We start from the raw sequence: 23998 nt of genomic DNA on the forward strand, positions 1-23998 counted from the left end.
TGCTATGCCGCCTGATTCAAGTTCATTAGTGCCGGCTCAATAATGCTCATGCGGAAGTCCACCGCCGGGCGGTGCAGGTAGACCTTCAGCCCTTCGTTGAAGCGGAACACCGCACCCTCCCCAACGCCTCGATCACGCTGCACGCCTGGCTCAGGTCACAACCGCGCAGGTCCAGCACGACGCCGTTGGGCAGCCGCGCCTGCAAGTTCACTACCGGCGCGGCCATGGGCTGCTCAGCAGATTCGACAGGTTCGATACGCACCGGCACGAAGTCCGATGCCTGAGCCTCCACGATCTCACCGCTGGGTGGAGAGCTCTGTGTCACTGAGCCTTCGAATCTCCGGATCCAACTGGCGAGCAAGTTGGCATTGACGCCGCACGCGCGTGCGACCTTGGCCAGCGACGCGCCAGGCTCCCGGCACGCCAGGACCAGCTCGTGCTTGGCCTTCTCGTCATAGACACAGCGCCCGTCGCGCTTGTGGCCCACCACCAGCCGCTTGGCCAGCTCGGAAAAATAGCTCTCTGACATTACGTGCCCATCTGCCTACGTGGGCACGTACCTTCTCAGCAGCCGCCTGGGTCCTCAAGGCGTGGTTATTTGACCGCTTACCGTACTGGTGCTGGGCGTGCTGAGCGAACACTTCGTCAATCCAGCGTGGATCGAACGCCCGCTGCAGTGCCAGCCGTACCATCAGCGTCACGGGTGAGTGGTGCGCAAAGCGCTCCACGACAGCATCCACCACCGTCATCACACACCTCCTGCTACTGGGTGCGTCAGAGGCGCAGCGTGCTCGCTATACGGCCACCTTGAAAGGGGTGGGCGTCAGAGCCAGCGGCGAACCTTGGCCTTATAGCGGCGGTAGTCGTCGCCGAACTTCGCTTCGAGATAGCGCTCCTCGCGGGCGATCACTTGCGTCTGGATCGCGATCAGCACCAACGGGAGCAAGGCGATGGCGATTGGCCCGTCGAAGCCGATCGCAAGGCCAGCATAGATCAGCGCCATGCCTAGATACATGGGATTGCGGGTCCACCGATAAGGACCGGTCGTTACGATGAGGGTCGTTGGCTGCGACGGCGGAACGTTGGTGCCCAGCCGCCGGAACATCCCCGCCGCCGAAAGCATCATTGCCACGCCGGCGACCAATAGCAGCGTGCCCGTCGCGACCAGCAACCACCAGTCGATGCCGAAAGAGCGCAGGGTGACGAACCGCTCCGCCGCCAGCCCCAACAGCAGCGCTCCCAGATAGACGAAGGGAGGAGGGAAGCGCACACCGGCGCTGTCGCGTTCGTTGACCATGCTCATCCTCCAATCTGCGCTCTCAAACCAGCATCAACTGCTGGGCCGAGATACCCGTCATCGCGCCTTCCCGTATTTCCCAAGTCAGGCCGTGCAAAAGCCGGGGACGGCGACTTTTTGGAACAGGTGCGGGCTGGCCACGACCGATGACGGATATGCTGGAAGTTTCGCGAGGAACTCGGGATCAGTGAAGGCGGCGCGGACCGCCTCGGTGGATTCCCACACCACATAGTTCAGGTAAGTCGGGCTATCGCCGATCGCTCGATGCAGTTGCATGGAAATGAAGCCCGGTTGCTTCGTTATGATCTCGGCAGCCGCCTTGAAAGCGTCCAGAAAGCCCGCTTCGTCGGCGGCATCGACCGTGAAGAGGTTGATGAGCACGAGAGGCGCGGCCGCGATACCGAGTTGGCGGTCAAACGGAAATTTCTCGTCTAGAGGTTCGAATGGTTTTACGGCGGCCATGGGTGGCGCTCCTTTCTATTGTGAGATTGAAACCGGCGTGATCGATGCTGCTTGCACTCAAGCCAGCATGGACTGCTGGGCGGAGATGCCGGCCGTTGCGCCCTGCCATGATGCTGTGGTGACCGAGGGCATTCCGGGGTTGGCGAGGTCGCCGGCGGCGTAGATGCCGGGCATACTGGTTTCGCGGCGCTCGTCCACCTTGAGGGCGATGCCGGTTGGCGTATTGACCGTGGCGAGGCCGAGTGATTCATGCAGGCTTGCGGACGGCTTGGTGCGCGGATGCGCGAACAGAATGTCGACGGCGACATCGGGGGCGCTATCGAGTTTTACCGTGGCATTACGACCTCCGTGACTGGCGATTTCGGTGATCCGGCCATCGACGACAGGAATGCCGCGGCGCGCCAGATCGGCCCGGATATCGGGGGTAATGTCGTGACCATCGGCGAAGACCGTCAACCTGTCGGTCCAATCGTGGAACAGCCTGACCTGGTTCATCGACTGCGGGCCGGACCAGACGAGTCCCCAATGCTGGCCAGCGACTTCAAAGCCATCGCAATAGGGGCAGGGCACAATGGATGAGCCCCAGCTTTCGGCATAGCCTGGAACAGCGGGCATCTGGTCGACAACGCCGTAGCTCAGGATCAGGCGGCGCGCCGCAAGGCTTTCACCGTCGCCAGTGAGGACGGTGAAATCGTCGATGGCGCCGGAGACGCTCTCGGCCCGGGTACTCACCAGCTTGATCGTGGGATAGCGCGCCAGCTGCCGCCGCGCCTCGGCCAGGATGTCCAGCGGCGGCTTGTGGTCGTGGCCGAGCACGCCATGCGAGTGGCCGGCGAAGCGATTGCGCGGCAGGCCGGTATCGAGAACGGTGACCTTGCGGCGGGCACGGCCGAGCTGCAGGGCGGCGGCGAGGCCGGCAAAGCTGCCGCCGATGATGATGACGTCATCCATGGTGATGAGCTCCGTGTTGAACGAGGGGGTTGCCATGCGGGATCACGCTCAGCGCCCGGTGATGCTTGAACCGGCTACTTCAGTAGGTCCTTGATCGCATCGAGGCCGGCCTGCGCGCAGGCCTCGTCGTTGTCGGGCATGCTGCCGCTCACGCCGATCGCGCCCACCAGCACCTCGCCCACCTTGATCGGCAGGCCGCCCGGAATGCTGAGGACGCCGGGCGCCAAGGCCAGGCCCGGCATCGCGCCACCGCCCTTGTGGTCCTTGCCGAAGGAGAGCTCCTCGAAGGCCCGGGTCGGGAATGGCGTGTTGGCCGAGGCTTGCGCCTTGCGCAGGGCGATGTCTCCCGAGCCGAGGAAGGCAGCGTCCATGCGCTGGAACAGGATCGGATGGGCACCGGCGTCGACCACCGCGATGTTCATGCGCCAGGCTTTCTGCACTGCCAACTGACGGCAGGCGCTCGCTGCCTTCTCGGCCACCTCCAGCGACAGGACGGGTAGCCGTTCGAGCGCTGCCGCGGGTGCGGAGATCCCGGCGGCCACCGCGGCGATGAGACCCAGGCCCGTCATGTGAACGCCTCGAGCGCGAGTGCGGGAGGCGGCAGCGAAGATCCTTCGAGTGGCGAACATGTCTGATCCTTTTCGTTCGGGGTTGAGGAAGAAGAAGTCGCGGCTTCAATGGCCTGCGGGTGCGGCCGTGGCAACGATCGGCGCAGTAGCCGATGCCTGCGCCGGGCTGTCCCGCCGGATGCGGAACCAGGCGGCGTACAGCGCCGGCACGAAGACCAGGGTCAGCGCCGTGGCCACCACAAGGCCGCCCATGATCGCGATGGCCATCGGTCCCCAGAACACGCTGTGCGTGAGCGGGATCATCGCCAGCACCGCCGCTGCGGCCGTCAGCACCACCGGGCGCGAGCGCCGCACCGTGGCGTCGACGATGGCGGCCCAGGGTGCGATGCCGCGCGCGATGTCCTGGTCGATCTGGTCAACCAGGATGATCGAGTTGCGCATGATCATGCCGCTGAGCGCGATCACGCCCAGCAGCGCGACGAAGCCGAACGGCGCGTTGAACACCAGGAGTGCGGGCACCACGCCGACCAGCGCCAGCGGTGCCGTCATGAACACCATGAACAGCCGCGAGAAGCTCTGCAGCTGGATCATCAGCAAGGTCAGCATCACCGCGAACATCGCCGGGAACACGGCGAACAGCGCCACGTTGGCCTTGTCGCTCTCCTCGATCGCACCGCCTTCCTCGATGCGGTAGCCCGCCGGCAGGCTGTCGATGATCGGCTTGAGCGACGGCCGGATGTGCGCGGTGGCGTCCGGGCCCTGGACGCCATCGACGACGTCACTGCGCACGGTAAGCGCCATGTCGCGGTTGCGCCGCCACAGCACCGGCTCCTCGAAGCCCGGCTCGATGCGGGCCAACTGCGACAGCGGCACGGCGACGCCGTTGCGCGAGAACACTTGCAGGTCGCCGAGCTGGCCGATGCTCTTGCGCTCCTCGGGCAAGGCGCGCACGACCACGTCGATCAGTTCCTCGCCGCGGCGGATCTGCGTCACCGGCGCACCGTCCAGCGCGGTCTGCACCAAGCCCTGGATGTCGGCACTGGACAGGTCGAGCAGGCGCGCCTTGTCCTGGTCGACGTGGACCTGCACCGAACGCACCTGCTCGTTCCAGTCCAGCTGCGTGTCGCGCACCAGCGCGCTCTTGCGCACGGTGTCGCGCACGCGGTAGGCGATTTCGCGCACCTGAGCTTTGTCGGACCCGATGACGCGGAACTGGACCGGGAAGCCCACCGGCGGGCCGAACTCCAGGCGCGTGACGCGCGCATTGACGTCTGGGAAGGCCTCGTCCTTGGCGAACAGGTCCATCAGGCGCGCGCGCACCCGTTCGCGCTGTTCAATGCCCGCCGTCTTGATGACGAACTGGGCGAATCCCGGGTTCGGCAATTCCGGCTGGATCGACAGATAGAAGCGCGGCGTGCCGCCGCCGGTGTAGGCGGTGAAGAACTCGATGTCCGGGTCCTTGGCGAGCCGGGCCTCGAGCAGCTTCACCTGGGCGGACGTGGCCGCGAACGACGCCCCTTCGCGCAGGCGCAGGTCCACCAGCAGCTCCGGTCGCGAGGCGGTGGGGAAGAACTGCTGCTGCACCGCCAGCATGCCGGCACCGGACATGGCGAAGACCAGCACCGTGATGGCGAGCACCCAGGCCCGGCGATGCACCGCCCAGTCGACGATGCCGCGCAGCCGGCGGTAGACGGGCCAGTCATAGGGGTCGTGGTGCGTGCCCTGTTCGTGTGGGCTCGCCAGGTTCTTCGGCAACAGAAGCACACCCAGGTACGGCGTGAAGACCACCGCCACCAGCCACGACAGGATCAGCGCCGTTCCGACGACCCAGAAGATGCCGCCCGCGTACTGTCCGGCGATCGATTTGGCGAAACCCACCGGCATGAATCCGGCGGCCGTGACCAGCGTGCCGGTCAGCATCGGGAACGCCGTGGAGGTGTAGGCGTAGGTAGCGGCGCGCAGCCGGTCCCAGCCTTCCTCCAGCTTCACCACCATCATCTCGACCGCGATGATGGCGTCGTCCACCAGCAGGCCCAGCGCGATGATCAGCGCGCCCAGCGAGATGCGGTCCAGCGCCCAGCCGGCGGCGTGCATGACGGTCGCGACCAGCGCCAGCACCAGCGGCACCGACGCCGCCACCACGATGCCGGTGCGCCAGCCCAGGAACAGGAAGGAGACGGCCAGCACGATCGCCAGCGCTTCCAGGAACGAGCGCTCGAACTCCCAGACCGAGTCCGCGACTACGCGCGGCTGGTCGGCGTATTGCTGGATCTCGATCCCGGCCGGGATCTCCTGGCGGATCTGGGCCAGCCGCTGCTCCAGCGCGTTGCCGAAGTCCAGCACATTGCCGTTTTGCTGCATGGTCACGCCGATGGCCAGCACCGGCACGCCGTTGTGACGGATGCTGAAGCTGGGCGGGTCCTCATAGCCGGTGCGCACGGTGGCGATGTCGGCCAGTCGCAGCAACTGGCCACCGACTTCCAGCGTCACGTTGGCGACGTCCGCGGCGCTCTTGAGCGCGCCGTCCACGCGCACCTGCACACGGTCGTGCGTGGCATCGGCCGAACCGGCGGGCGTCACCAGGTTCTGGCGCGCCAGCGCGTCGAACACCGCCGTCGGCGCGATGCCGAGCGATGCCAGGCGCCGGGTCGACAACTCCACATACACACGCTCGGCCTGCTTGCCCAGCACGTCCACCTTGGCGGCACCGGGCACGCTCTGGAGGCGGCGCTTCACGTCCTCGGTGAGCGTCAGCAGTTCGGCCATCGCCAGATCGGGTGCGCTCAACGCATACAGCACGCTGTAGCGGTCGTTGTACTCGTCGTTGAAGAACGGCCCGCGCACGCCCTCGGGAAACTCCTGGCGCATGTCGCCGATCTTCTTGCGCGCCTGGTACCAGGCGTTCTGCAGCTCCTCCTTGCTGCTGCCGCCCTTCATCCACAACGTGATGCCGCCGTAGCCCTGGCGCGAGAAGCTGCGCACGTACTCGAAGTGATCGAGCTCCTGCAGGCGGCGCTCGATGCGGTTGAGCACCTGGTCCTGCACGTCCTGCGCGGTGGCGCCGGGCCACACGACGATGGCCGTCATCTGCGGCACGTCGAAGTTGGGATCCTCCAGGCGCCCGAGGCGGCTGAACGACAGGCTGCCGACGATGAGCGTCGCGATGATCAGGAACAGCACCATGGGCCGATGCGTGACGGCCCATTCCGAAAGATTGAAGCGCTTCATGAACAGCTCTTGGCAACAGTGGCCGTCGCACAGTCGGGGGTGCGCTCGATGGCGCGCACGGCAGTGCCCGCATCGAGCTTCTGAGCGCCCACGCTGACGACCTTGCTGCCCGTGGTCAGGCCCGTGACCTGAACCGTGGCGTCGTCGATGGCCACCACCTGGACCGGTGTGAACACGAGGCCCGAACCCTTGGCGTTCAGGGTCCACACGCCGGCGGGGCCGCTGCCCTTGAGCAAAGCAGTCACGGGCAGCACCGCGGTCGCAGGGCCGGCCTGAGGTCCCGACAGCGTCAACTGCATCGTGCTGCCCAGCGGCAGCGCATCCATGGGCGCGCGCGATTCAGGAGCGGCTGAATACCGCGCGCGGTAGGTCCGGCCTTGCACGCTGGCCTGCGGCGAGAGTTCACGCAGCACGAGGCGGACCTGCGATTTCGGATCGTTCCAGGGGGCCGCCGTGGCGACCAGGCTTCGCGCCTGGCCGACCCAATCCTCGGGCAGCTCGGCGACGATCTCGCGTTCGCCGTCACGGGCCAGCGACAGCACGGGCTGGCCTTCCGCTACCACCTGGCCGCGCTCGAAGCGCAGCGTCGTGACGACGCCGGCGTAGGGAGCGACCAGCGTGGCGTAGGCCTCGCGATTGCGCGCGAGCTCGAGCTGGCGATTCGCTTGGTCCAGGCGCGCTGCGGCGGCGGCGGCACGCGCCTTCTGCCGCTCGTGGTCGGCGGCGCCTACCGATCCGTCCACCAGCAGCCGGCGCAGGCGCGCCTCGTCGGAAGCGGCCTGCTGCGCGTCCACGGACGCGGCCTGCACTTGATCAGCTGCCGCCTTCACGGCCAGCTGGTAGTCGGCCGGATCCAGACGGGCCAGGACCTGGCCTGCCTTGACGCTGTCACCGACTTCCACGAGTCGTTCGATCACTTTGCCGGCGGTGCGAAAACCCAGCTCGGTCTCCACGCGGGCACGGATCACAGAAGTGAAGCTGCGACTCTGTGCGGAGTTGGCCGGTGTCACGGTCGTCACGAAGACCGGCTTCACGATGGCGGCTGGCGCGGGCGGTTCGCTGCAGGCCGTCAGCAGCAGGCTGGCGACCGCGATGCTCGAGAGCGAGAGGACGGGGAAGATGCTGTTCAATGAGTCGTTCATCGCGGCGTCCTTGCGGCAAGTGAAGTCATGTCGGTGCCGGGCTGCGTCGTGGAAAACCCACCGCCCAGGGCCTTGTAGAGCTGCACCTCGGCCAGCGCCTGCTGCAGGCGGCTCTCCGACAACACCAGTTCGCTGGCCAGCACCGAGCGCTGCACGTCCAGCAGAACCAGCAGGTCGATCTGTCCTTCGCGCTGCAGCGACTCGGCGCGCTGCAGCGAACGGCGGCGGTGCTCGACGGTGAGCGCGAGGGCCGCGTTGCGCTCGGCCTCCTGCGAGCGCACGAGCAGGCTGTCCTCGACCTCCTGGACCGCCAGCAGCACCGCCTTCTGCCAGACGAGCAAAGCCTCGCCGGCACGGGCGGACTGCACACGCACGCCGGCATCGATCCGGCCGGCGTTAAAGATCGGCATCGCAAAGGCCAGCGCGACGTTGGAGAAGTGAACCGGCGCGAGATCGAGCGCGTTGAGCCGCAAGTCCTCGCGACCCACCAATGCGCTCAGGAACAGCTTGGGCCACCACTGGGCCCGGGCTTCGGCGGTGCGCAGCGCCTCGGCACCAACGCGCGCCTCGGCGGCGAGCAGGTCCGGGCGGCGCCTCAGAAGCTCGCTGGGCTGGCCCGCCGCGATGGCACGCGCCGCCGGCCACGCGAAGCCGTTGTCGGCGTCGACAACGCGCGCCGACGGGTTGCGGCCGAGCAGCACGGCCAGCTGGGTCTGCGTGGTGCCGACCAGCATCCGCAGCGCCGGCACCTGGGCATCCAGCGCGTCGGCTTCGGCGCGCGCGCGGTCGTGGTCGAACGCACTGGCCTGGCCTTCGCGCAGCCGGCTTTCCACGTGGCTGGCGGTGTCCCGTTGCGCCTTCGCCAGGGCCTGCACGATGCTCAGCCTCTCATGGGCGCTGCGCAGCACGAAGTACTGGCGCGCTACCTCACTGGCGACCAGCAGGCGGGCGCCTTGCACTCCTGCAGCCGCCGCCGTGGTGTCGGCCTGGGCTGCGTCGCGCGCAGCCCGCACGCCCCCTGCCAAGTCGATCTCCCAGGCCACGTCGATTCCGGCGCGCAGCGCGCGCGTGTCGGGCATCCCTTGCTTCACAGACGCAGGCAAGCCGCTGCTGCTGCGCGATGTGGAAGCCTGCACGCCCACCGCCGGCCACAGGCGGGAGGCCTGGGCATCCGAGCCCGCACGGGCCTGGGCGACACGCTGGAGCGCGATGGCGATGTCCTGGTTGGCGCCCAGCGCTTCCTCAACCAGCGCGGTGAGAGTGGAGTCCCCCCAGTCGGCCCACCACGCAGCGCCCGCGGCTGCGCCTTCCGCCTGTGCCGCATCGCTGTGGGCAAAGGCTGCCGCGAGGGGCACCGAGGGCGCGGGAGGCTGCACGGGGGGTGTCGAGCACGCCGACAGCACGGCCCATGCCGCGAGCGACAGGAGGCGGCTTGCCCGGGAGGCCGGCCCACGGCTGCGCCAGGAGGAGGAAGTCATGGGTTGATTGTTTATTGGACTACAAGTTCAGTAATGTGCAGCTGAGATAGTGAACCGTCAAGTTCACTTAATATTCCACGAGTCCGCCATGCTTGATGGCCCGCTTCTCGCGCGGCTCACCCTGCCCATGGGTCCAGTCGACCGTCTGTTGCGTCATGTGGGCCGCTCTGGTCGCCGTCAGTTACTGGACTACAATTCCAATATTGGGTGTGAGCTATAGTGAACTGTCGAATCCACTAAATCTGCCCATGGCCCGCCCCCCAGTCCCCGCTCCCAAGCCCCAACGCGGGCGGCCACGCGATCCCGAGCGCGGCCGGCGCATGCTGGAAGCGGCGCAAAGGCACTTCAACGAGCATGGCCTGGAGCGTGCCAGCGTGGATGCCATCGCCGCGGACGCCGGTGTGTCCAAGACGACCGTGTACAACAACTTCGGCTCCAAGGAGGGGCTGTTCCAGGCGTGGGTGCGTGACAGGTCGGCGACGGTGGTGGCTGGCTTCCCGGGCGCCGGCGCGCTGGACCCGGACCAGCCGGAGAAGGCGTTGCTGGCGATCGGCGCCCGGTTTCTCGCACTGGCGCGCGGGGACGCCCTGGGCGCGTTGCGCGCTGTCTACAGCGTCGCGGGGGCGCAGCCGGAAGTCTGCCGTGCGCTATACAAGGAGGGCCCGGAGCGTGTGAACGGCGAGCTGGCTGCATACCTGCGCCGTGCCGACGCGGCGGGCACGCTGAAGGTGCACAACCCGCTCCAGGCAGCGGACCTGTTCCTGTCGATGTTCCTGGGCTCCGGTCACATCCGCGGAATGCTGAAGCTGGAGATGCCGAGTTCCCGGGAAAACAAGGCTCTTGTGCGCGAGGCCGTACGGGTCTTCATGGCGGCCTACGGCGCGTAGATGTAGCGCGCCAAGGCACTGGGACGTGATCGGGCGGCGGCCGGAGGCGGTTTTGCCGGATGAGACCGGATTGCTCCAGTCGCTCTTCTCAGGAGCGATTGCTTCTTCGCGGTCGAATGGTGTGCTGCGGGGGCGGATCCGGTGAAGAAGCATCGTACTCATTGGAGATCAGAGATCGACGCGGCCATCACGACGGGCAATTCGGTCGCACAAAAGCTTCTATAGTGATAACTTTGCTTATAGCTATAGCATGCTCGAATGAGCAAACGTGCCTCCGGCAAAATAAGCGACGCCCCGGCCGCGGCTGACGCACTACCAGACACCGCCGCGCTGGCCGCGCTGCGTGCCTGGCACGAAGAGATGTCGGCGCGCTCTGCGGTCGAGCAGTACCAGCCGCATGCTCTGGTTGATGGCGCATCGGCGCGTGGCGTGCTCGGTGGCACCCGACGCCAGCTGCAACGCCTGGCGCGCTCGCGCCAGCGGACCGACCTGGCCAAGACCTTTGCCATGGAGCACCGCGGCGACGCGGCCCACGCCCGCACCGTGGCGCAGGCCATCGAGACGCTGCGCGCGCTGCCCCCGCCGCAACCACTCATCGGCGACCGGGTGGAGCGCTGGCTGCCCCCGCGCATCGCCTCCGCGCTGCAGGCCGCGGGCATCGACACGCTGGCGGCGCTGACACTGCGGGTGCCGCGCCGGCGGCGCTGGTGGACAGCCGTGCCGGGGCTGGGCACCACGGGCGCGCGCCAGGTAGAGGCCTTCTTCGCCGCGCACCCCGAGCTCACCGAGCGCGCCCGCGCGCTGGTGGCGGTGCCGGCTTTGGATGTGCAGCCGTGGGAGCGCATCGCTCTGCCGCAGGAGCTCGACGGCTCGCAGGGGCGCTTCCGTGCCCCGCGCGAGACCTGCGCACTCGACGCCCGTGACGACTACGCCGCTGTGCAGGCCTGGCTGGAGCGCCACGAGTCCGAGGCCACGCGCCGCGTCTACAGGAAGGAAGCCGAGCGACTCATCCTCTGGGCGGTACTGGAGCGAGGCAAGGCGCTGTCGTCTTTGGCCACCGAGGATGCCACCGCCTTCCTGCGCCGACCCGCGCCCGCGGCGCGCTGGATCGGGCCGCCGCGCCCGCGCCACTCGCCGGAGTGGCGGCCGTTAGCCGGGGCGTTGTCAGCGCGCTCCATCAAGTACTCTATGGTCAGCCCGGTCTTTGCAAAGCAGCTTGGTGGTGATGTGATGAGGGCTTGCGCAAATCTATCCGGAGTCGTCTTGGGCAACGGTGTGCCCGCTCCATGATGAGAACCGTGCCTGGCAAGCCTCAAAAACGCTGCAGCGTATTACCGCTGGTACTTGATTCAGGTTTCTTGCCGGGCTGTTGAGCCATTCACGCCATCACGTCGTCTGCCATCGCAAACCAGGTGGGATTGGATGTAGCCAGTCGCCTTGCCGCATCAGGCGGCCATTGCTGATCGGCCCGCGTCGAAGTGCGTTCCTCTGGCCAGCATTGCCCACGCGATCCTGGCGAGCTTGTTGGCCAGCGCGCAGGCCACCACGTTGGAATGCCGGCGTGCGAGCATGGCGCAGACCCAACGTCCAAGGACATCGGTGCGTCGCTCAATGTGCTTCATGATGCTCCGTGCACCCAGCACGAGAAGCGAGCGCAACCTCTTGTCGCCTCGCTTGCTGATACCTAAGAGTTTGGGCTTGTCCCCGGTGCTGTACTGCCCAGGAACAAGACCGATCGATGCGGCGAACTGGCGAGCATTCTTGAACTGGTGCGGATCACCGAGCTCGATGGAGAGCGCGCTGGCCGTGACCGGGCCAATGCCTGGTATCTCCAGCAGTCGATTGCTGTGCTCGTCGGCCTTGAGCTGGCGGCTGATCTCGCGGTCTACATCGGCGATCTGGCCGTCGAGGTACTTGTGGTGAGCCTGCAGTCGCAGCAGGACATCAACGATTGCCGGCGGTAGATCCTCGTGCCGGGCCAGCACGACGGGCAGTGCCTTGATGGCCTCCTTGCCCTTGGCAAGGCTGATGCCAAACTCGAGCAGGAACGCGTGGATCTGGTTGGTGGTGCAGGTGTGGTCCCCCACCAGTGCCTCACGCATCCGGTGCAGCGCTGACAGGGCCTGCTGCGCTTCGGTATGCGGCATTGCGAAACGCATGTTCGGCCGCACGACGGCCTCGCAAATCGCCTCGGCGTCGGCGAAGTCGTTCTTGTTGCCCTTCACGAAGGGCTTCACGAACTGAGGCGGGATAAGTTTGGGCTGGTGTCCCATGGCAGCAAGGTGCCGCGCGAGCCAGTGGGCGCCGGCACAGGACTCCATCGCCACGGTGCATGCCTGGAAATTCCCAAGCTGCGCCAATAACTGGCTGCGAGTCAGCTTCTTACGAAACACCATGCGCCCCGAGCTGTCCTGCGCGTGCAGATGGAAGCTGTGCTTGCCCAGGTCGATACCGATCAGCGAGACGTCGCCCATGATGACCTCCACGGGGTAAGAAAGCACCTCGCAGGGTACGTCGCGGCGAGGGACCGGGCTGACCATCTCATTAACGGTGTCGGTGCTGGGGGCGCTGTTTCGCTGGCTGGTCGAGCAGCGCTACGTGCTGGCCAACCCGTTTGCCGGCATGAAGGTGCGCGGCGCCTCATCCACGGCGCCGCTGGACGCCGGCCGCGGCCTCTCGCAGGCCGAGTGGCGGCTGCTGCGCGTGATCGCTGACGGGCTGGAGTAATTGAATGGACGCCCCTACTCGAACTGGCATCAGCGTGCCCGAGGTAGTAAAGATTTTTATCCAAACCTGGGTAACTGCAGGCCAATGGCGCATGACGCAAACGCTGGCGTTATTCTGGGAGGGAAATCTGAAAACCGCCGGCATCTCAACGGGCGTAACATCAAATTTGGATTGGCCCTGATAAACCCTACACTGGTACGCCACATAGGGAACATGTCAATTTACCGGACCAATCTGGGCAAAAAATTCCAAGAACAGACGCTGCGCTGATACTGTCGCTGACGTCGCCCCGCACTGCGATCCGACTTGCAGGCCAGGGCCCGCCGCGTTACTGGGCAGGCGGACGTGCCAGCAGCAGTTCCACCGCTTTCAGCAAGGCTTCAATGTCGAACGGCTTACGCAAAAAGGCATCAAAGCTCTTGGCATGGGTGCTCAATGTCGATGCCGCAGCGCCGCTCATCAGAAGGACTGGCACATTGCGGTACTGCGGCAGTTGCCGCACGGCTCGCGCAAGTTCCATACCATTCATACCGGGCATCATGTAATCCGTGATGAGCAACTCAGGTGCGGCTTCGTCGATGCGTTCCAGCGCCTGGCGTCCGTCGCCCGCCACCGTGACCTGGAATCCCTCTTCATGGAGGATGAGCGCAAGAACCTCCGCGTTGGAGAGCTCATCGTCCACCACCAGGATGCGCAGCGGGCTCACTCGTTGGTCCTGTCTTTCGCAGTGGTGGAGTCCACTGATGTTGCACAGTCCACAACTTCCAAGCCCGTGGCTGTGAGCACCAAGTCGCGCACGCGCAGGTCGTAGCGGCTGTTGCGCACCTTGCCGATCCACATGCGATGCTGCACGCTGCGCTCGATTTGCACGTCGAGCCTGATGATGTTGTCACAAAGAGCCGACATCGTTGGCGTGCTAAGGGGAAAGGACGAACGCTCGGCGCTCGTGTTTTCCGCCGTGATCAATGACGTCGCGCCTGAGCGTCTGAGCTCGTTGGCCAAGCTGGCCAAGAAGCCACCGTCACGAGCTTCGTAGGCGGTGGCCGCGGCAAAGCCTCCTAGACCGTCGATGAAGACCCGCTTGGCACCGGTGTGCCGGATGGACTCCAGCAGCCGAGCGGCCAGCTCGTCGAGCAGGTTCTCTCCATAAGGTTGCCACACAAAGTGCAGGACCCCTGCGTCCACCAGCGGCTGCAAGTCCACGCCCAGCGACCGCGAAATTTGGAGCAGGAATTCCGGCGACTCGTAGAACCCGAAAAACAGTCCCGGCTCGTCGGCAGTGGCACGTGCGAGGAAATGAAGGCCGATGCTGGTCTTGCCGCTGCCCGAGTACCCCGACAGGACCGTGACGCTGCCTTGCGGATAACCACCGATCTCAATCAAGTGGTCCAACCCGGCGATGCCAGTGGACAGGCCGCACGACTTGATGGCAGCGTCCGGCGAGTCGCGCCGAGCCGACTCCAGACGCGGGTACACCGTGATACCGGAGGCGCCGATTCGGAACGAGTGAGCGCCGCGCAGGGTGCTGCTGCCGCGGAACTTCACCACATCCAGCGTACGTTCGCGCCGGGGACCAAGCCTACACTCCCGCAGCGACAGGATGCCGTCCACCATGGTGTGTTCTGCTGACACGGGCCGGTCGGCATCGTCACTGGCCAACAGCAGCGTTGTGCAGCCTGTCAATGTGGAGTGCGCCTGGATGTCGCTGATGAAGAGCTTCAGCGACTCGTCAGATGCAGCAGCATTGGCCGCCATCACCAAGCCGTCGAGCACCAACAATTGGGCCTTGTGGGTGCGCATTTCACCGCGCAGCAGGTTCACCACGCCGGGCAAGCCTCCGTTGCGCAGCGCATTGAAGGCGCTGACATAGTAGACGGGCTCCGGCACCAAGCTCTCGTCGAAAAACGAGAACGCGCTCATGTGCTGCATGAGCCTCGCATGCGATTCGGCGAGCATGGTGACGTAGACCACCGGCTTGCCTGCTGCGGCAAGTGTGAAGCTGATCTGGTTGGCCAGGATGGTCTTCCCAGCGCCCGGGGTACCTTGCACCATGTAGACGCCTGACTTGAGAAAGCCGCCGCCGATGACCTCGTCGAGCCCAGGAATGGCCGTCGGTACGCGGGGCAGGCCCGGGGTGCCGGGGGATGGGTTGGAAGTCATGGTGCGGTTTCCGGCGCGGAACGGGCAGCCGTTGGAAAAAGCGGTAGTGTGACCTCAAAGGTCGTGCCGCCCTGGGGTGCGACTTTGACATCGATATTCCCGCTGTGCGCCCGGACAATCTGCCCCACCAGCCACAGCCCGATGCCAAAACCACTTGCGGTGCCCGGTGCCCCAACCACCCGCTCGAATTTCTCGAAGATTCGCTGTCGGTGTACGGGGTCGATGCCGGGCCCACCATCAGAGACCGAGAGACGGACCCGATCGGTTCCATCCTTGGCGGCGCTCACGTGGATCGGCGTGCCTGCACCGTACTTGATGGCGTTGGTGACCAGGTTGCACAAGACTTCCTCAACGCCGTGCGGGTCCCACTGCCCTGTGATGCCGGGCTCGACGCAGGCATGAAGGTTCGAACCACGTGAAGCAGCCTCTTGTGCATAGGCGTCCAGCACCCGATCCACCAGCGCTTGCACGTCGACCGGCCCGACTTGAAGCTCGTACCGACCCGCGTTGAGCCGGCTGACGTCGAGCAGCACGGTGGCCCGATATACGAAACGCTGCAGGATGCGGCGGGCGCGGTGAAGTTCCTGGGCAGCACGGGTGGTGTCGTCCCGCGCCAGCATGCGTTCGATGGCATGCAGCAGCAGCAAGAGCGCGTTCATCGGGCTGCGCAATTCGTGACCCGCGATCGCCAGAAAGTCGTCTCGGGCTCGAACGGCGTCCTCAGCCTTGGCCAGCCTGCCCAGCAGGGTTTGGGCAAGGGATTGGGCATCGACCCAGTTCCAGCTTCTTGCCATGTCTCGGTGGGCAGCCACTGGCTCCTGCACCACCGTGGTGGCCTCGGTGCCGGGGCCGCGGGACGTCACCGGCAATCGCCACAGGATCGTGGTACCGGCACCTGGACGCGATTCAATGGAAAACGTTCCTCCCATGGCTTCGATGCGCTCTTGCATGCCCAGCAACCCCCAGTGGGTGCGGCCGGCGGCCGGTGTCATGGCGTCGGCCGTATCGAAGCCCAGGCCATCGTCCTCGATGGTGCCCACGAGCTGACCACGACGTCGCACCAGGCTCACGCTTACTTGAGAGGCTTGCGCATACTTGGCCACGTTGGTCAGCGCCTCCTGGATGACGCGAAAGACCGCGGCCTCCAGCTGCGTGGGCAGCCGGTCGTGATCCAAGCCCAGCAACTCCAGATCCACGCTCACGCCGGTGAGCTCGGACCACGTCCGCACATAGGCCGCCACGCCCTCGCCCAGGCCACAGTCCTCCAGTGCCGTGGGTCGCAGCACGAAAATAACGCGGTCGAGCTCACGGTCCAGTTGCATGACCTGCTCGTGCAGCGTCCCGAACTTCTCCCGTATTGCGGGGTCGGAAGGCGCGTTTTTCAGTTCGCTGCAAGACAGCGCCAGCGAAGAAAGAAACTGGCCCAGGCTGTCATGCAGCTCGCGCGCGATACGTCGGCGGTCATCGTCCTGCAACGTTTCGACATGCAGCAGCAGCTCACGCAACGCCTGCGCGCGTTCAGCCACCCGCTGCTCCAGCAACTCGCGCGCGCTGCGCTGTTCATGGATGTCAGTGGCTGAGCCGTACCACAGGGCCACGCCGCCGTCCTGGTCGCGCAAGGGCTCGGCACGCGTGAGAAACCATCGGTACTCGCCATCATGGCGGCGCAGCCGATGTTCCCGCGCATAGGTCTGCCCGGTCATCGAAGCCTCGCGCCATTGCCGCAATGTCTCGGCCAGGTCTTCAGGGTGCAGGATGTCGGCCCAGCCCTGGCCCAGTGCCGCCTGCGGCGACTGCCCTGTGTATTCAAACCAGCGCTCGCTGTACCACTGCACCTCACCCTGCGCATCGCTGCGCCAAAGCAGATCGGGCACCAGATTGGCAATGGCCCGCATTTGCGCCTCGCTCTCGCGCTGTGCCGCTTCCGCGCGCTTGCGTTCCGTGATGTCGCTGGCCGCGCCGATCCACTCGCGGATATCACCCTGCTCATCAAGCAGCGGTACCGCCCGCGACAGCGTCCAGCCGATGGACCCGTCGGCTCTGCGCATTCGGTGCTCCAACTCGAATACGGTCTTGTGTTGAATGGCCTGCTTGATGGCTTGCCGCACGGTCGCCTGGTCCTGCGGATCGACGTACCTTTGCAGCCAAGCACAGCCGGGCTGCGAGGCGTCTGCCAGCAGGCCCCTTTCATGGAGCGTACGCATCTCGCTCCAGTCGGCGCTCATGCAATAGATCATGTCTGCAGTGGCGGCACTCAGAGCGCGCATGCGGTCTTCATTGCGGCGCCGTGCGTGCTCAGCTTGCACAAGGTGCGTGCACTCGACCATTGTCAAGAACACGCCGGCCACGACGCCGGCATCGTCGCGTACAGGGCTGTAGGAGAGCTTGAACCATGCATCTTCAAGGACGCCGAGCCGCCAGAGGGGACAGTACGCACTGTCGAACGAGACTGACTCGCCCTTCCACACCCTCTCGCAGACCGAAGCGTTGATCTGCCACCTCTCAAACCAGTACTGCCGCGCTGGCTGCCCTAGGCTTGCCGCGGGCATGGAACTCATGAGCTCACGAAACGGGTCGTTGTAGATTTGGATGAAATCTGGCCCCCACAAGACGATGGCGGCCAAGGGGTGCTCCAACAGAAGCTGCACTGTGCTGCGCAAGTTCCCGGGCCATTGTTGAACCGGCCCTAACCGGGTAGCGGTCCAGTCATGGGTGCGCACGCGCTGCGCCATTTCGCCGCCGGCAAACGGCCAACTTGCGCTCTTGTTGTCGGGCTGCTTGATGTTCACGCGGCAGCGTAGCCCAGAACAAGAGCGCGTTCCTACAGACGCTGCTGTATGCCCGGCAACGCTTCTCCAGCATCGAACCTTTTCATTGCGGGAACGCTGCTAACCCAGATAATTGCCCATAATCATTGATAAATAAATTGATGGGCAAACATCGTCTGGCATCGGTGCCGCTTCACGACCTCAACGATGACAAGCACTTGGAACGCCCCGCCCGGCCTTGTTCGCCAGGCAAAGAGGGCTTCCAATCGCTTCGGCGATGAGATTGCTCTGCTGCGCCTTGCCCCGGTTCAGGTCGGGGCCCACTCACCTGAACTGGAAGAGCGCAGTGCGCTCTATGCCATCGGCGAAGCGCAGAGCCAGCCTGCGGCACTGGCCACTCCAAGTCGGGTCGGTTTTCCAGAAGTAGGTGTAGACCTTGCCGGCAGCGTCGTACTTCAGGCTGCTGTGATCCACGGTTGCGGCCTGCTCGAGTTCGTCCGTCCGTGCGTCAGCACGGCATGCAACCATTCTTGAGCGGGGGTAGTTGCCGGCGAAGATGTCCGAGCCCTGATCGCCTCCCAGGCTGAACCGCACGGGCACTGCCACACCCGCTTCCAGCGTGTTGACGACGGGCGGTGCGTTCACCGGGCCCAGCAAGCCACCAAATTCGTAGTTGCTCTTGAGTGCCATCGTGAAGTGGGCCCCGGCCGCCACGCCCATGGCGTTGTGCAGGCCAGCGGGAACATTGGCCTGGCCTGTCTCGTTCCAGCCCCACGCCACTACCGTGCCATCGCGCTTGAGCGCCACCGTGTAAAGGGTCCCGATGCTAATGGCGCGCACGTTGTTGAGCCCTGCGGGTACGGACGTCTGGCCTTGGCTGTTGTCGCCCCAGGCCACCACGGTGCCGTCGTCCTTGAGCGCCGCCGTATACCTGTACCCGGCAGCGATGGCCCGTACACCGCTGAGTCCCGCGGGCACGGTGGTCTCGCCTTGGCTGTTGTCGCCCCAAGCGACCACCGTGCCGTCGTCCTTGAGCGCCACCGTGTGCCCGTCCCCAGCAGCGATGGCCCGCACATGATTGAGGCCAGCAGGAACGTCCGTCTGGCCCAGTCCGTTCCAACCCCAAGCCACTACCGTGCCGTCACGCTTGAGCGCCACCGTGTGGAAGGTTCCGCAGCTGACATCCTTCACGCCGGTGAGCCCGGCAGGTATGTCGGGGGTGCCACCCCACATCACTAGCGTGCCGTCCGTCTTGACCGCTGCCGAAGTGAAGAGGCTGGCGGAAATCGCCTTGACGTCAGTGAGCCCGGCGGGTACGTCCGTCTATCCCCCATAGTTGTAGCCCCAAGCGACGACCGTGCCGTTGCTCCTGAGCGCCACCGTGTGAAAGCCACCCCCGGCAATGGCAACGGCGTCGCTGAGCCCCTCAGGCACGTTCAGCTGGCCCTCATCATTGTTGCCCCAGCCCACCACCGTGCCGGCGACACCGGCATGGGCCGTGCCAGGCACGGCGGCCAGCCAGGAACTGGCAAGCCCCACGGTGATCAGCACCAAGGCGCGCAGGCGCGCGCGCGCGGATTCATGCAAGGTTTTCATTGCGCGACTCCTTGCCCGTTGCGGGCGCCGCCACTTTGCGCCGCTGCTGTTTCGCAATCTTGATGTACGTCAGCCGGGCATTTGCTGACCCAGCCAGGGACCACTGGCCCGGCAGCCCATGCGGCCTGCGCGCAGGCCCGCCGACAATGCAGGATGAACAACACACCGCCCAGTTCCCAGCCACGCAATCCTCTGCATGGCATCACGTTGGAGATGATCGTCACGGCCCTAGCCGACCGCTACGGCTGGGCCGGACTGGCCGAGCGGGTACTCGTGCGCTGCTTCAGCAGCCAGCCCAGCGTGGCGTCCAGCCTCAAATTCCTGCGCAAGACGCCTTGGGCACGGGACAAAGTGGAGAGCCTTTATCTCTTCATGCTGCGCGAGCAGCGGCGCGAAGCGCGGCGCTGGGGCACTACATCGCCGTGAAGGGGGCTGTCCTTGAACGACACCTACGATCTGGTCGTGATCGGCGCCGGCTCTGGCGGCGTGGCGGCGTCGCGCCGTGCCGCGGCACACGGAGCGCGCGTGCTCGTCGCCGAGGCCCACCGCGTGGGCGGCCACCTGCGTGATCCGCGGCTGCGTGCCCAAGGAGCTCATGATGTACGCCGCCAGCTACGCGCAACTGCTGCGCGAGACCCCAAGCTATGGCTGGACCGGCGTGGCGGGCCGCTTCGAGATGGCGCGCTGGGCCGACGCCAAGGCGCGCGAGATCGCGCGGCTTGAAACGATCTACCGCGGGATGCTGGCCGACACGGGCGTCGAGCTCGTGGACGGCTGCGCAAGGCTGCGGGTTCCCGGGGAAGTGGAGGTCGCCGGGCGCGTCCTGCGCTGTGAGCGCGTGCTCGTTGCCACGGGCGGCTCGCCCGTGCGGGACGCCTTGCCAGGGCTAGACCTGGCCATGACGTCCAACGAGGTGCTGGACCTGCGCGACGTGCCCTCCACGCTGCTGGTCATTGGCGGCGGCTACATCGCGGTGGAGTTCGCCAGCATCCTGGCCGGGAGGACTTCGTGCTGATGCGCGAGCCGGCACGCCGCCACGGCAGGCCGCCGCAGGGGCCAGCCGGTACCGCACCAAGCTGAGCCGGGCATGCCGGATTGGCAGAGACAGTGTCTCCTCCACGAGGGTTCACTGCGGCTGTCCTGCGCAGTCATGTGGGGAGATGGCGTCGTGTAGGAGAAGGGCGATGGGCGAAGAGAGCCCGGTGATGCTGCGACAAATCGGGGATGGAGTTCGTTGGCCCCTGCACTTCACATAAGGCCGATGCAGCCGGCACCGTGTGTAGAGGCCAATTAGTCATGTTGCATTCACGATGAGCATGCAGGAGGTGGACCGGCTCAAGACTATCCAAGCGGTGGTTGATGGCGGGCTGCGGGTGGGCCAAGCCGCACAGCGGCTGGGGCTGAGCCGGCACCAGGTTGAGCGGCTGCTGCTGCGCTACAGGGCTCAAGGAGCCGCGGGGCTGCTGTCGTTCAAGCGCGGGCGGGCCAGCACCACCAATTGCCTGCCGGGCTGGCTGAGCGTGCCATTGGACTGATCCGGCAGCACTACGCCGACTTCGGCCCGACCCTGACCACCGAGAAGCTGCAGGAGTGCCACGGCGTGCTGCTGAGCAAGGAGACGGTGCGCCAACTCATGATCGCCGCAGGCTTGTGGGTGCCACGCAAGCAGCGCCTGGGGCCGGTTCACCAGCCCCGTAGCGGCCGCGCGTGCCTGGGCGAACTTGTGCAGATCGACGGCAGCGATCACGCCTGGTTCGAGGACCGGACAGCATCGTGCACGCTGCTGGTTTCCGTCGATGACGCAACCAGCTGGCTGATGCAGCTGCATTTCGTGCCCACCGAGTCGACGTTCGCCTACTTCGTCTGGCCGTGGCGTCACACAATTCGGCCGGGCGCTGCACGAGCTCAACATTGAGGGCTGGTGCGCCAACTCCGGCCAGGCCAAGGGCCGCTGGAGCGCGCCCATCTGACACTGCAGGACTGATGCGCGAGCCGGCGCGCCGCCACAACGGACTCCTCGTCGCGCGCCGCCATTCGGCGCTATTCAGCCGTGGACTCCGGCGTGGCCGCGGTGACTTCCATGCCGGCTTCGCGCAGCAACTGCAGTAGCTTGCTGTGCAGTGCCACGCCGTCGCTGGCCTGGAGCGGCTTGAGCTTGAGGACGACTTCGCCGCTGCTCATCAGCTTGACGCCACCCTTGAGCGGACCGTCCACCACCGCCTGCGTCAGCGTCCGCTGGCGCCGGGCCGCAGGCTTGGGCGCGGTGTCCGCGCTTTCTTCCTCCCCGGTGTCCACCGCGTCCTGAATCTTCGGGGCGCGCGTGAGCCGGCTGACCAGCCTCATGGCTTCCTTGAGGCCCTCGCGCTTGAGCACCATCGCCACCTGGTACGCCGAACCGCGCCCCACGTTGCCGTCAAACAGCAGTTGCAGCACCGTTTCCGGCAAGCGTCCAATGGCCATGTACTCGCTCACGCGGCTGCCGCTGCTCAGGCCGAAGCGGCGCGCCAACGCCGGGCCCGGCGGGGGCTCCTTGCCCTCGGCCTTGCAGCGATCGAGGAACTGCACCAGACGCACGGCGATGTCGTAAATCGTGATGGCGCTGCGACGGTGGTTCACCTCGCGTGCTAGCACGGCTTCGTCCTCCTCCGTCTTGCCGCGCTCCACCACTTCGACCGTCATGGTTTGCTTGCCCAGCTCACGCAGTAGCTGGCGCCGCGTGTGCCCCTCGCGCAGCGTGAGCTTGCTTTCGCCGTAAAGGGGCAGCAGCACCTGCGCATGCTGCAGTTGCCCGTTCTCGGCGAGCGAAGTCTTCATCTCGTGCAGCCGTTCGGCATTGAGGAAGACACGCGGCTGCACCGGGCTGTCCAACAAGTCGTCCAGCGCCACTTCCAGCTGCATGCCTACATGAAGCGCCATGCCCGGCACGTACCTGGCTAGCGCGTACGGGTTCTGCGACGCGTCTAAAGGCGATGCCTGGGCTACCAACGCGGCAGCCGGGTAGCCCTGCAGCAACGCCGCGTCAGTCGAGCCTCCTGCGTTGATGGCGGCCTGGACCGTCCTGACTTCCAATTTTCGTGCCGCGTCGAACTTGTCTCCGTCCCGGACCGGCACCGGGCTCTGCTGGTTTTGGCCGATCTGCGCCAGCAATCGAGCTTGCAGGCTGGTGGGCTTGCGTGGCGAATCCGTGGTGGGCGTTTTGGTGCTGCTCATCGCGTCGATCTCCAAACACTCAGCGGCCGGCCAGCGCAGACGCGCCGGCGGCACGGCTGCGGGTGGGTGCTTTCTTCTTGCCGGTCAAGGCGGTCTTCTTGGCGCTGGCCGACGGCTTGCCGGCACTTGGCTGCTTGGGCGGATTTTTGGGCTGCCCCATGGCGGCTTGGCCCAACAGCACCAGCAGTTCGTCGCGCACTTCCCTTGTGGCGGACTGGGCCACCTTGTCCGTGAATGCTGTCACCGGAATGCCGGCCGGCGATGCCGTGGGGAATGACGTGCGCTTGGGCATCACGGTCTGCAGCATCTGCAAGTGCGTGGCGCCCGGCAGGACGGTGCGGACGACCTTGTTGATGGCGAAATCCTCGTTCACTGTCACGAGCAGGCGTACCACTGGCATGCGGCCCAACTCCTGGCAGGTTGCGCGCATCTCGTCGGCGAACTCCTGCGTGGATTCCATGTCGTCGTACGCCGGCCGCACCGGCACCAGTACCGCGTCGGCCGCCGCCATGGTGGCCTTCGTCGCCGGAGAGTGCTTGCTCGGTGGACCATCAACGACTATGTAGTCGTACTCTGCATCCAGCATGGCCAGCACGTCCGACAGCGGTACGTTCATCTCAGCAATGCTGACCGCGTCCGCGGGAAAGCCATTGCGGGCACGATCGATGAACTTCTTGGCGTTGTTTTGCGGGTCAGCATCCACCACGGCCACCTTGGCACCGTGCTCAGCCAGCGCCGCGGCCAAGTGCACCGACGTCGTTGTCTTGCCCACCCCACCTTTTTGATTCAGAACGCCAATAACAGTCGCCATAAATAGCCTCGAAGAAACATAGCGCGCGGAATTTAAAAAAAAATGAATTCAACGTCAAAGAAAATCTGGTTCTGTTGCGTAGACGGCTCGTCGGCCATGCTTGAGATGACTGTGTGACGCAGACAACGTCTGTTTTCCCAGGCTGGGAAACGCAGCGGCGTTCACGCGGCACGCCAGGAATACGCCGGTGGCATGCCGGCGGTACTTGGCCGGCGAGCACGTTTCCCAGCCTGGGAAAAGTTTTGCCCCGGGCGCATACCTGCCGGAGACAGTCGCCAGCGTTTTCTTGCAGCTGCAAGGCCGAACGCGCCGCCGTGCCGGCCAGGTCAGATGCCGCGGGCGGCGGTGAGCCGCTGCCAGGATGCGGCTCTTGGTCCCGGTCACGCCACAGCTTCGGCCGCCAAGGTTTTCCCAGCCTGAGAAACGACAGGACAAAGGGGCGCGGCGGCAGTGCCCCCGGTCCGTTACTTACCCCTTCTAGGAAACGGCAGTCCGCGCGAGCAGCACAGTCCGCGGACGCGCACGCTGCTCGTATCGAGCGAGAAGGCGGCAGGACATGGGGCATAGGGCTTACACCGTGGGCCACGGCATTTCCCAGCCTGGGAAACCGCCATACCCAACTGACCTTCTGATGAATGAAGGTGCGGACCGACAACGTCTGAGTGCGCCATTGCAGGACCGCTCCCATGCACTGACAGGCAGGATCACCCCA

21 protein-coding genes and 3 pseudogenes are annotated in these 23998 nt (G+C 65.7%); 8 read left to right on the plus strand and 16 right to left on the minus strand.

Annotated elements, in window-relative coordinates; genetic code table 11:
* Positions 1-85 precede the first annotated feature (85 nt).
* The 8 genes from tnpA to SM757_RS31400 form a co-directional block, all read right to left on the minus strand.
* Positions 86-529, minus strand: coding sequence for an IS66-like element accessory protein TnpA (gene tnpA / locus SM757_RS31365; RefSeq protein WP_322468347.1), 444 nt, complete (start codon positions 527-529; stop codon positions 86-88).
* Between the two features lie 294 nt (positions 530-823).
* A complete protein-coding gene (locus SM757_RS31370; RefSeq protein WP_322468348.1) occupies positions 824-1297 on the minus strand; it encodes a methyltransferase family protein in 474 nt (157 codons plus the stop codon).
* A gap of 84 nt (positions 1298-1381) precedes the next feature.
* Positions 1382-1759, minus strand: a complete 378-nt coding sequence (locus tag SM757_RS31375; RefSeq protein WP_322468349.1) for an antibiotic biosynthesis monooxygenase family protein — start codon at positions 1757-1759, stop codon at positions 1382-1384.
* Positions 1760-1816: 57 nt separating this feature from the next.
* A complete protein-coding gene (locus SM757_RS31380) occupies positions 1817-2710 on the minus strand; it encodes an NAD(P)/FAD-dependent oxidoreductase (protein WP_322468350.1) in 894 nt (297 codons plus the stop codon).
* A gap of 74 nt (positions 2711-2784) precedes the next feature.
* Positions 2785-3279 (minus strand): GlcG/HbpS family heme-binding protein, encoded by a 495-nt coding sequence (locus SM757_RS31385; protein ID WP_322468351.1) that lies wholly within the window; start codon positions 3277-3279, stop codon positions 2785-2787.
* 105 nt (positions 3280-3384) lie between these two features.
* On the minus strand, positions 3385-6507 hold the full coding sequence (locus SM757_RS31390; RefSeq protein WP_322468352.1) for an efflux RND transporter permease subunit: 3123 nt from the start codon (positions 6505-6507) through the stop codon (positions 3385-3387).
* The gene (locus tag SM757_RS31395; RefSeq protein ID WP_322468353.1) at positions 6504-7637 is read right to left on the minus strand and encodes an efflux RND transporter periplasmic adaptor subunit; all 1134 of its coding nucleotides are present in this window, start codon (positions 7635-7637) and stop codon (positions 6504-6506) included. Before SM757_RS31395 ends, SM757_RS31390 begins: the two co-directional genes overlap by 4 nt.
* 8 nt (positions 7638-7645) lie before the next feature.
* A complete protein-coding gene (locus SM757_RS31400) occupies positions 7646-9127 on the minus strand; it encodes an efflux transporter outer membrane subunit (protein WP_322468354.1) in 1482 nt (493 codons plus the stop codon).
* 320 nt (positions 9128-9447) lie between these two features.
* On the opposite strand from SM757_RS31400, the gene SM757_RS31405 reads away from it, so the two are divergent.
* Complete coding sequence (locus SM757_RS31405) at positions 9448-10014, plus strand: TetR/AcrR family transcriptional regulator (RefSeq protein WP_322468355.1); 567 nt, start codon at positions 9448-9450, stop codon at positions 10012-10014.
* A 258-nt stretch (positions 10015-10272) separates the two neighbouring features.
* Positions 10273-11304: a phage integrase family protein gene (locus SM757_RS31410; RefSeq protein WP_322468356.1), complete on the plus strand. Its 1032-nt coding sequence runs from the start codon at positions 10273-10275 to the stop codon at positions 11302-11304.
* A gap of 155 nt (positions 11305-11459) precedes the next feature.
* On the opposite strand, the gene SM757_RS31415 is transcribed toward SM757_RS31410, so the two are convergent.
* Entirely contained in the window at positions 11460-12488 is a 1029-nt protein-coding gene (locus tag SM757_RS31415) for an IS110 family RNA-guided transposase (protein WP_322468357.1), read from the minus strand.
* Positions 12489-12564: 76 nt separating this feature from the next.
* Between SM757_RS31415 and SM757_RS31420 the strand changes: the two are divergent.
* Together SM757_RS31420 and SM757_RS31425 are read left to right on the plus strand one after the other, a co-directional pair.
* Positions 12565-12738 (plus strand): annotated as a pseudogene (locus tag SM757_RS31420) (integrase); the annotation flags it as partial.
* A gap of 7 nt (positions 12739-12745) precedes the next feature.
* Complete coding sequence (locus SM757_RS31425) at positions 12746-12922, plus strand: hypothetical protein (RefSeq protein WP_322468358.1); 177 nt, start codon at positions 12746-12748, stop codon at positions 12920-12922.
* Between the two features lie 147 nt (positions 12923-13069).
* Here SM757_RS31425 and SM757_RS31430 read toward each other — a convergent pair whose 3' ends face one another.
* The 5 genes from SM757_RS31430 to SM757_RS31450 all read right to left on the minus strand — a co-directional run bounded on the left by SM757_RS31430 (position 13070) and on the right by SM757_RS31450 (position 19265).
* A complete protein-coding gene (locus SM757_RS31430) occupies positions 13070-13447 on the minus strand; it encodes a response regulator (RefSeq protein WP_322468359.1) in 378 nt (125 codons plus the stop codon).
* Positions 13444-14901: an ATPase domain-containing protein gene (locus SM757_RS31435; RefSeq protein WP_322468360.1), complete on the minus strand. Its 1458-nt coding sequence runs from the start codon at positions 14899-14901 to the stop codon at positions 13444-13446. The genes SM757_RS31430 and SM757_RS31435 overlap by 4 nt, the downstream gene beginning before the upstream one ends.
* On the minus strand, positions 14898-17690 hold the full coding sequence (locus SM757_RS31440; RefSeq protein WP_322468361.1) for an ATP-binding protein: 2793 nt from the start codon (positions 17688-17690) through the stop codon (positions 14898-14900). The genes SM757_RS31435 and SM757_RS31440 overlap by 4 nt, the downstream gene beginning before the upstream one ends.
* Positions 17691-17993: 303 nt before the next feature.
* Positions 17994-18860 carry a PxKF domain-containing protein gene (locus tag SM757_RS31445; RefSeq protein WP_322468362.1) on the minus strand — a complete coding sequence of 289 codons (867 nt, stop codon included), beginning with the start codon at positions 18858-18860 and terminating at the stop codon, positions 17994-17996.
* 132 nt (positions 18861-18992) lie between these two features.
* Positions 18993-19265: a hypothetical protein gene (locus SM757_RS31450; RefSeq protein ID WP_322468363.1), complete on the minus strand. Its 273-nt coding sequence runs from the start codon at positions 19263-19265 to the stop codon at positions 18993-18995.
* A gap of 153 nt (positions 19266-19418) precedes the next feature.
* Here SM757_RS31450 and SM757_RS31455 point away from each other — a divergent pair, with 153 nt between their 5' ends.
* From SM757_RS31455 to SM757_RS31470, 4 genes and pseudogenes are all read left to right on the plus strand, one after another.
* Positions 19419-19691: a VF530 family protein gene (locus SM757_RS31455; RefSeq protein ID WP_322468364.1), complete on the plus strand. Its 273-nt coding sequence runs from the start codon at positions 19419-19421 to the stop codon at positions 19689-19691.
* A 60-nt stretch (positions 19692-19751) separates the two neighbouring features.
* Positions 19752-19808: pseudogene (locus SM757_RS31460) on the plus strand (hypothetical protein); the annotation flags it as partial.
* Positions 19809-19863: 55 nt separating this feature from the next.
* A complete protein-coding gene (locus SM757_RS31465; protein ID WP_322468367.1) occupies positions 19864-20280 on the plus strand; it encodes an FAD-dependent oxidoreductase in 417 nt (138 codons plus the stop codon).
* Positions 20281-20575: 295 nt separating this feature from the next.
* Positions 20576-21246: pseudogene (locus SM757_RS31470) on the plus strand (helix-turn-helix domain-containing protein); the annotation flags it as partial.
* A gap of 59 nt (positions 21247-21305) precedes the next feature.
* Here SM757_RS31470 and SM757_RS31475 read toward each other — a convergent pair.
* Complete coding sequence (locus SM757_RS31475) at positions 21306-22475, minus strand: ParB/RepB/Spo0J family partition protein (RefSeq protein WP_322468365.1); 1170 nt, start codon at positions 22473-22475, stop codon at positions 21306-21308.
* A 19-nt stretch (positions 22476-22494) separates the two neighbouring features.
* On the minus strand, positions 22495-23286 hold the full coding sequence (locus SM757_RS31480) for a ParA family protein (RefSeq protein WP_322468366.1): 792 nt from the start codon (positions 23284-23286) through the stop codon (positions 22495-22497).
* Positions 23287-23998 lie beyond the last annotated feature (712 nt).

It is taken from the genome of Azohydromonas lata, assembly GCF_034427735.1.
GTDB classification, from domain to species: domain Bacteria; phylum Pseudomonadota; class Gammaproteobacteria; order Burkholderiales; family Burkholderiaceae_C; genus Azohydromonas; species Azohydromonas lata.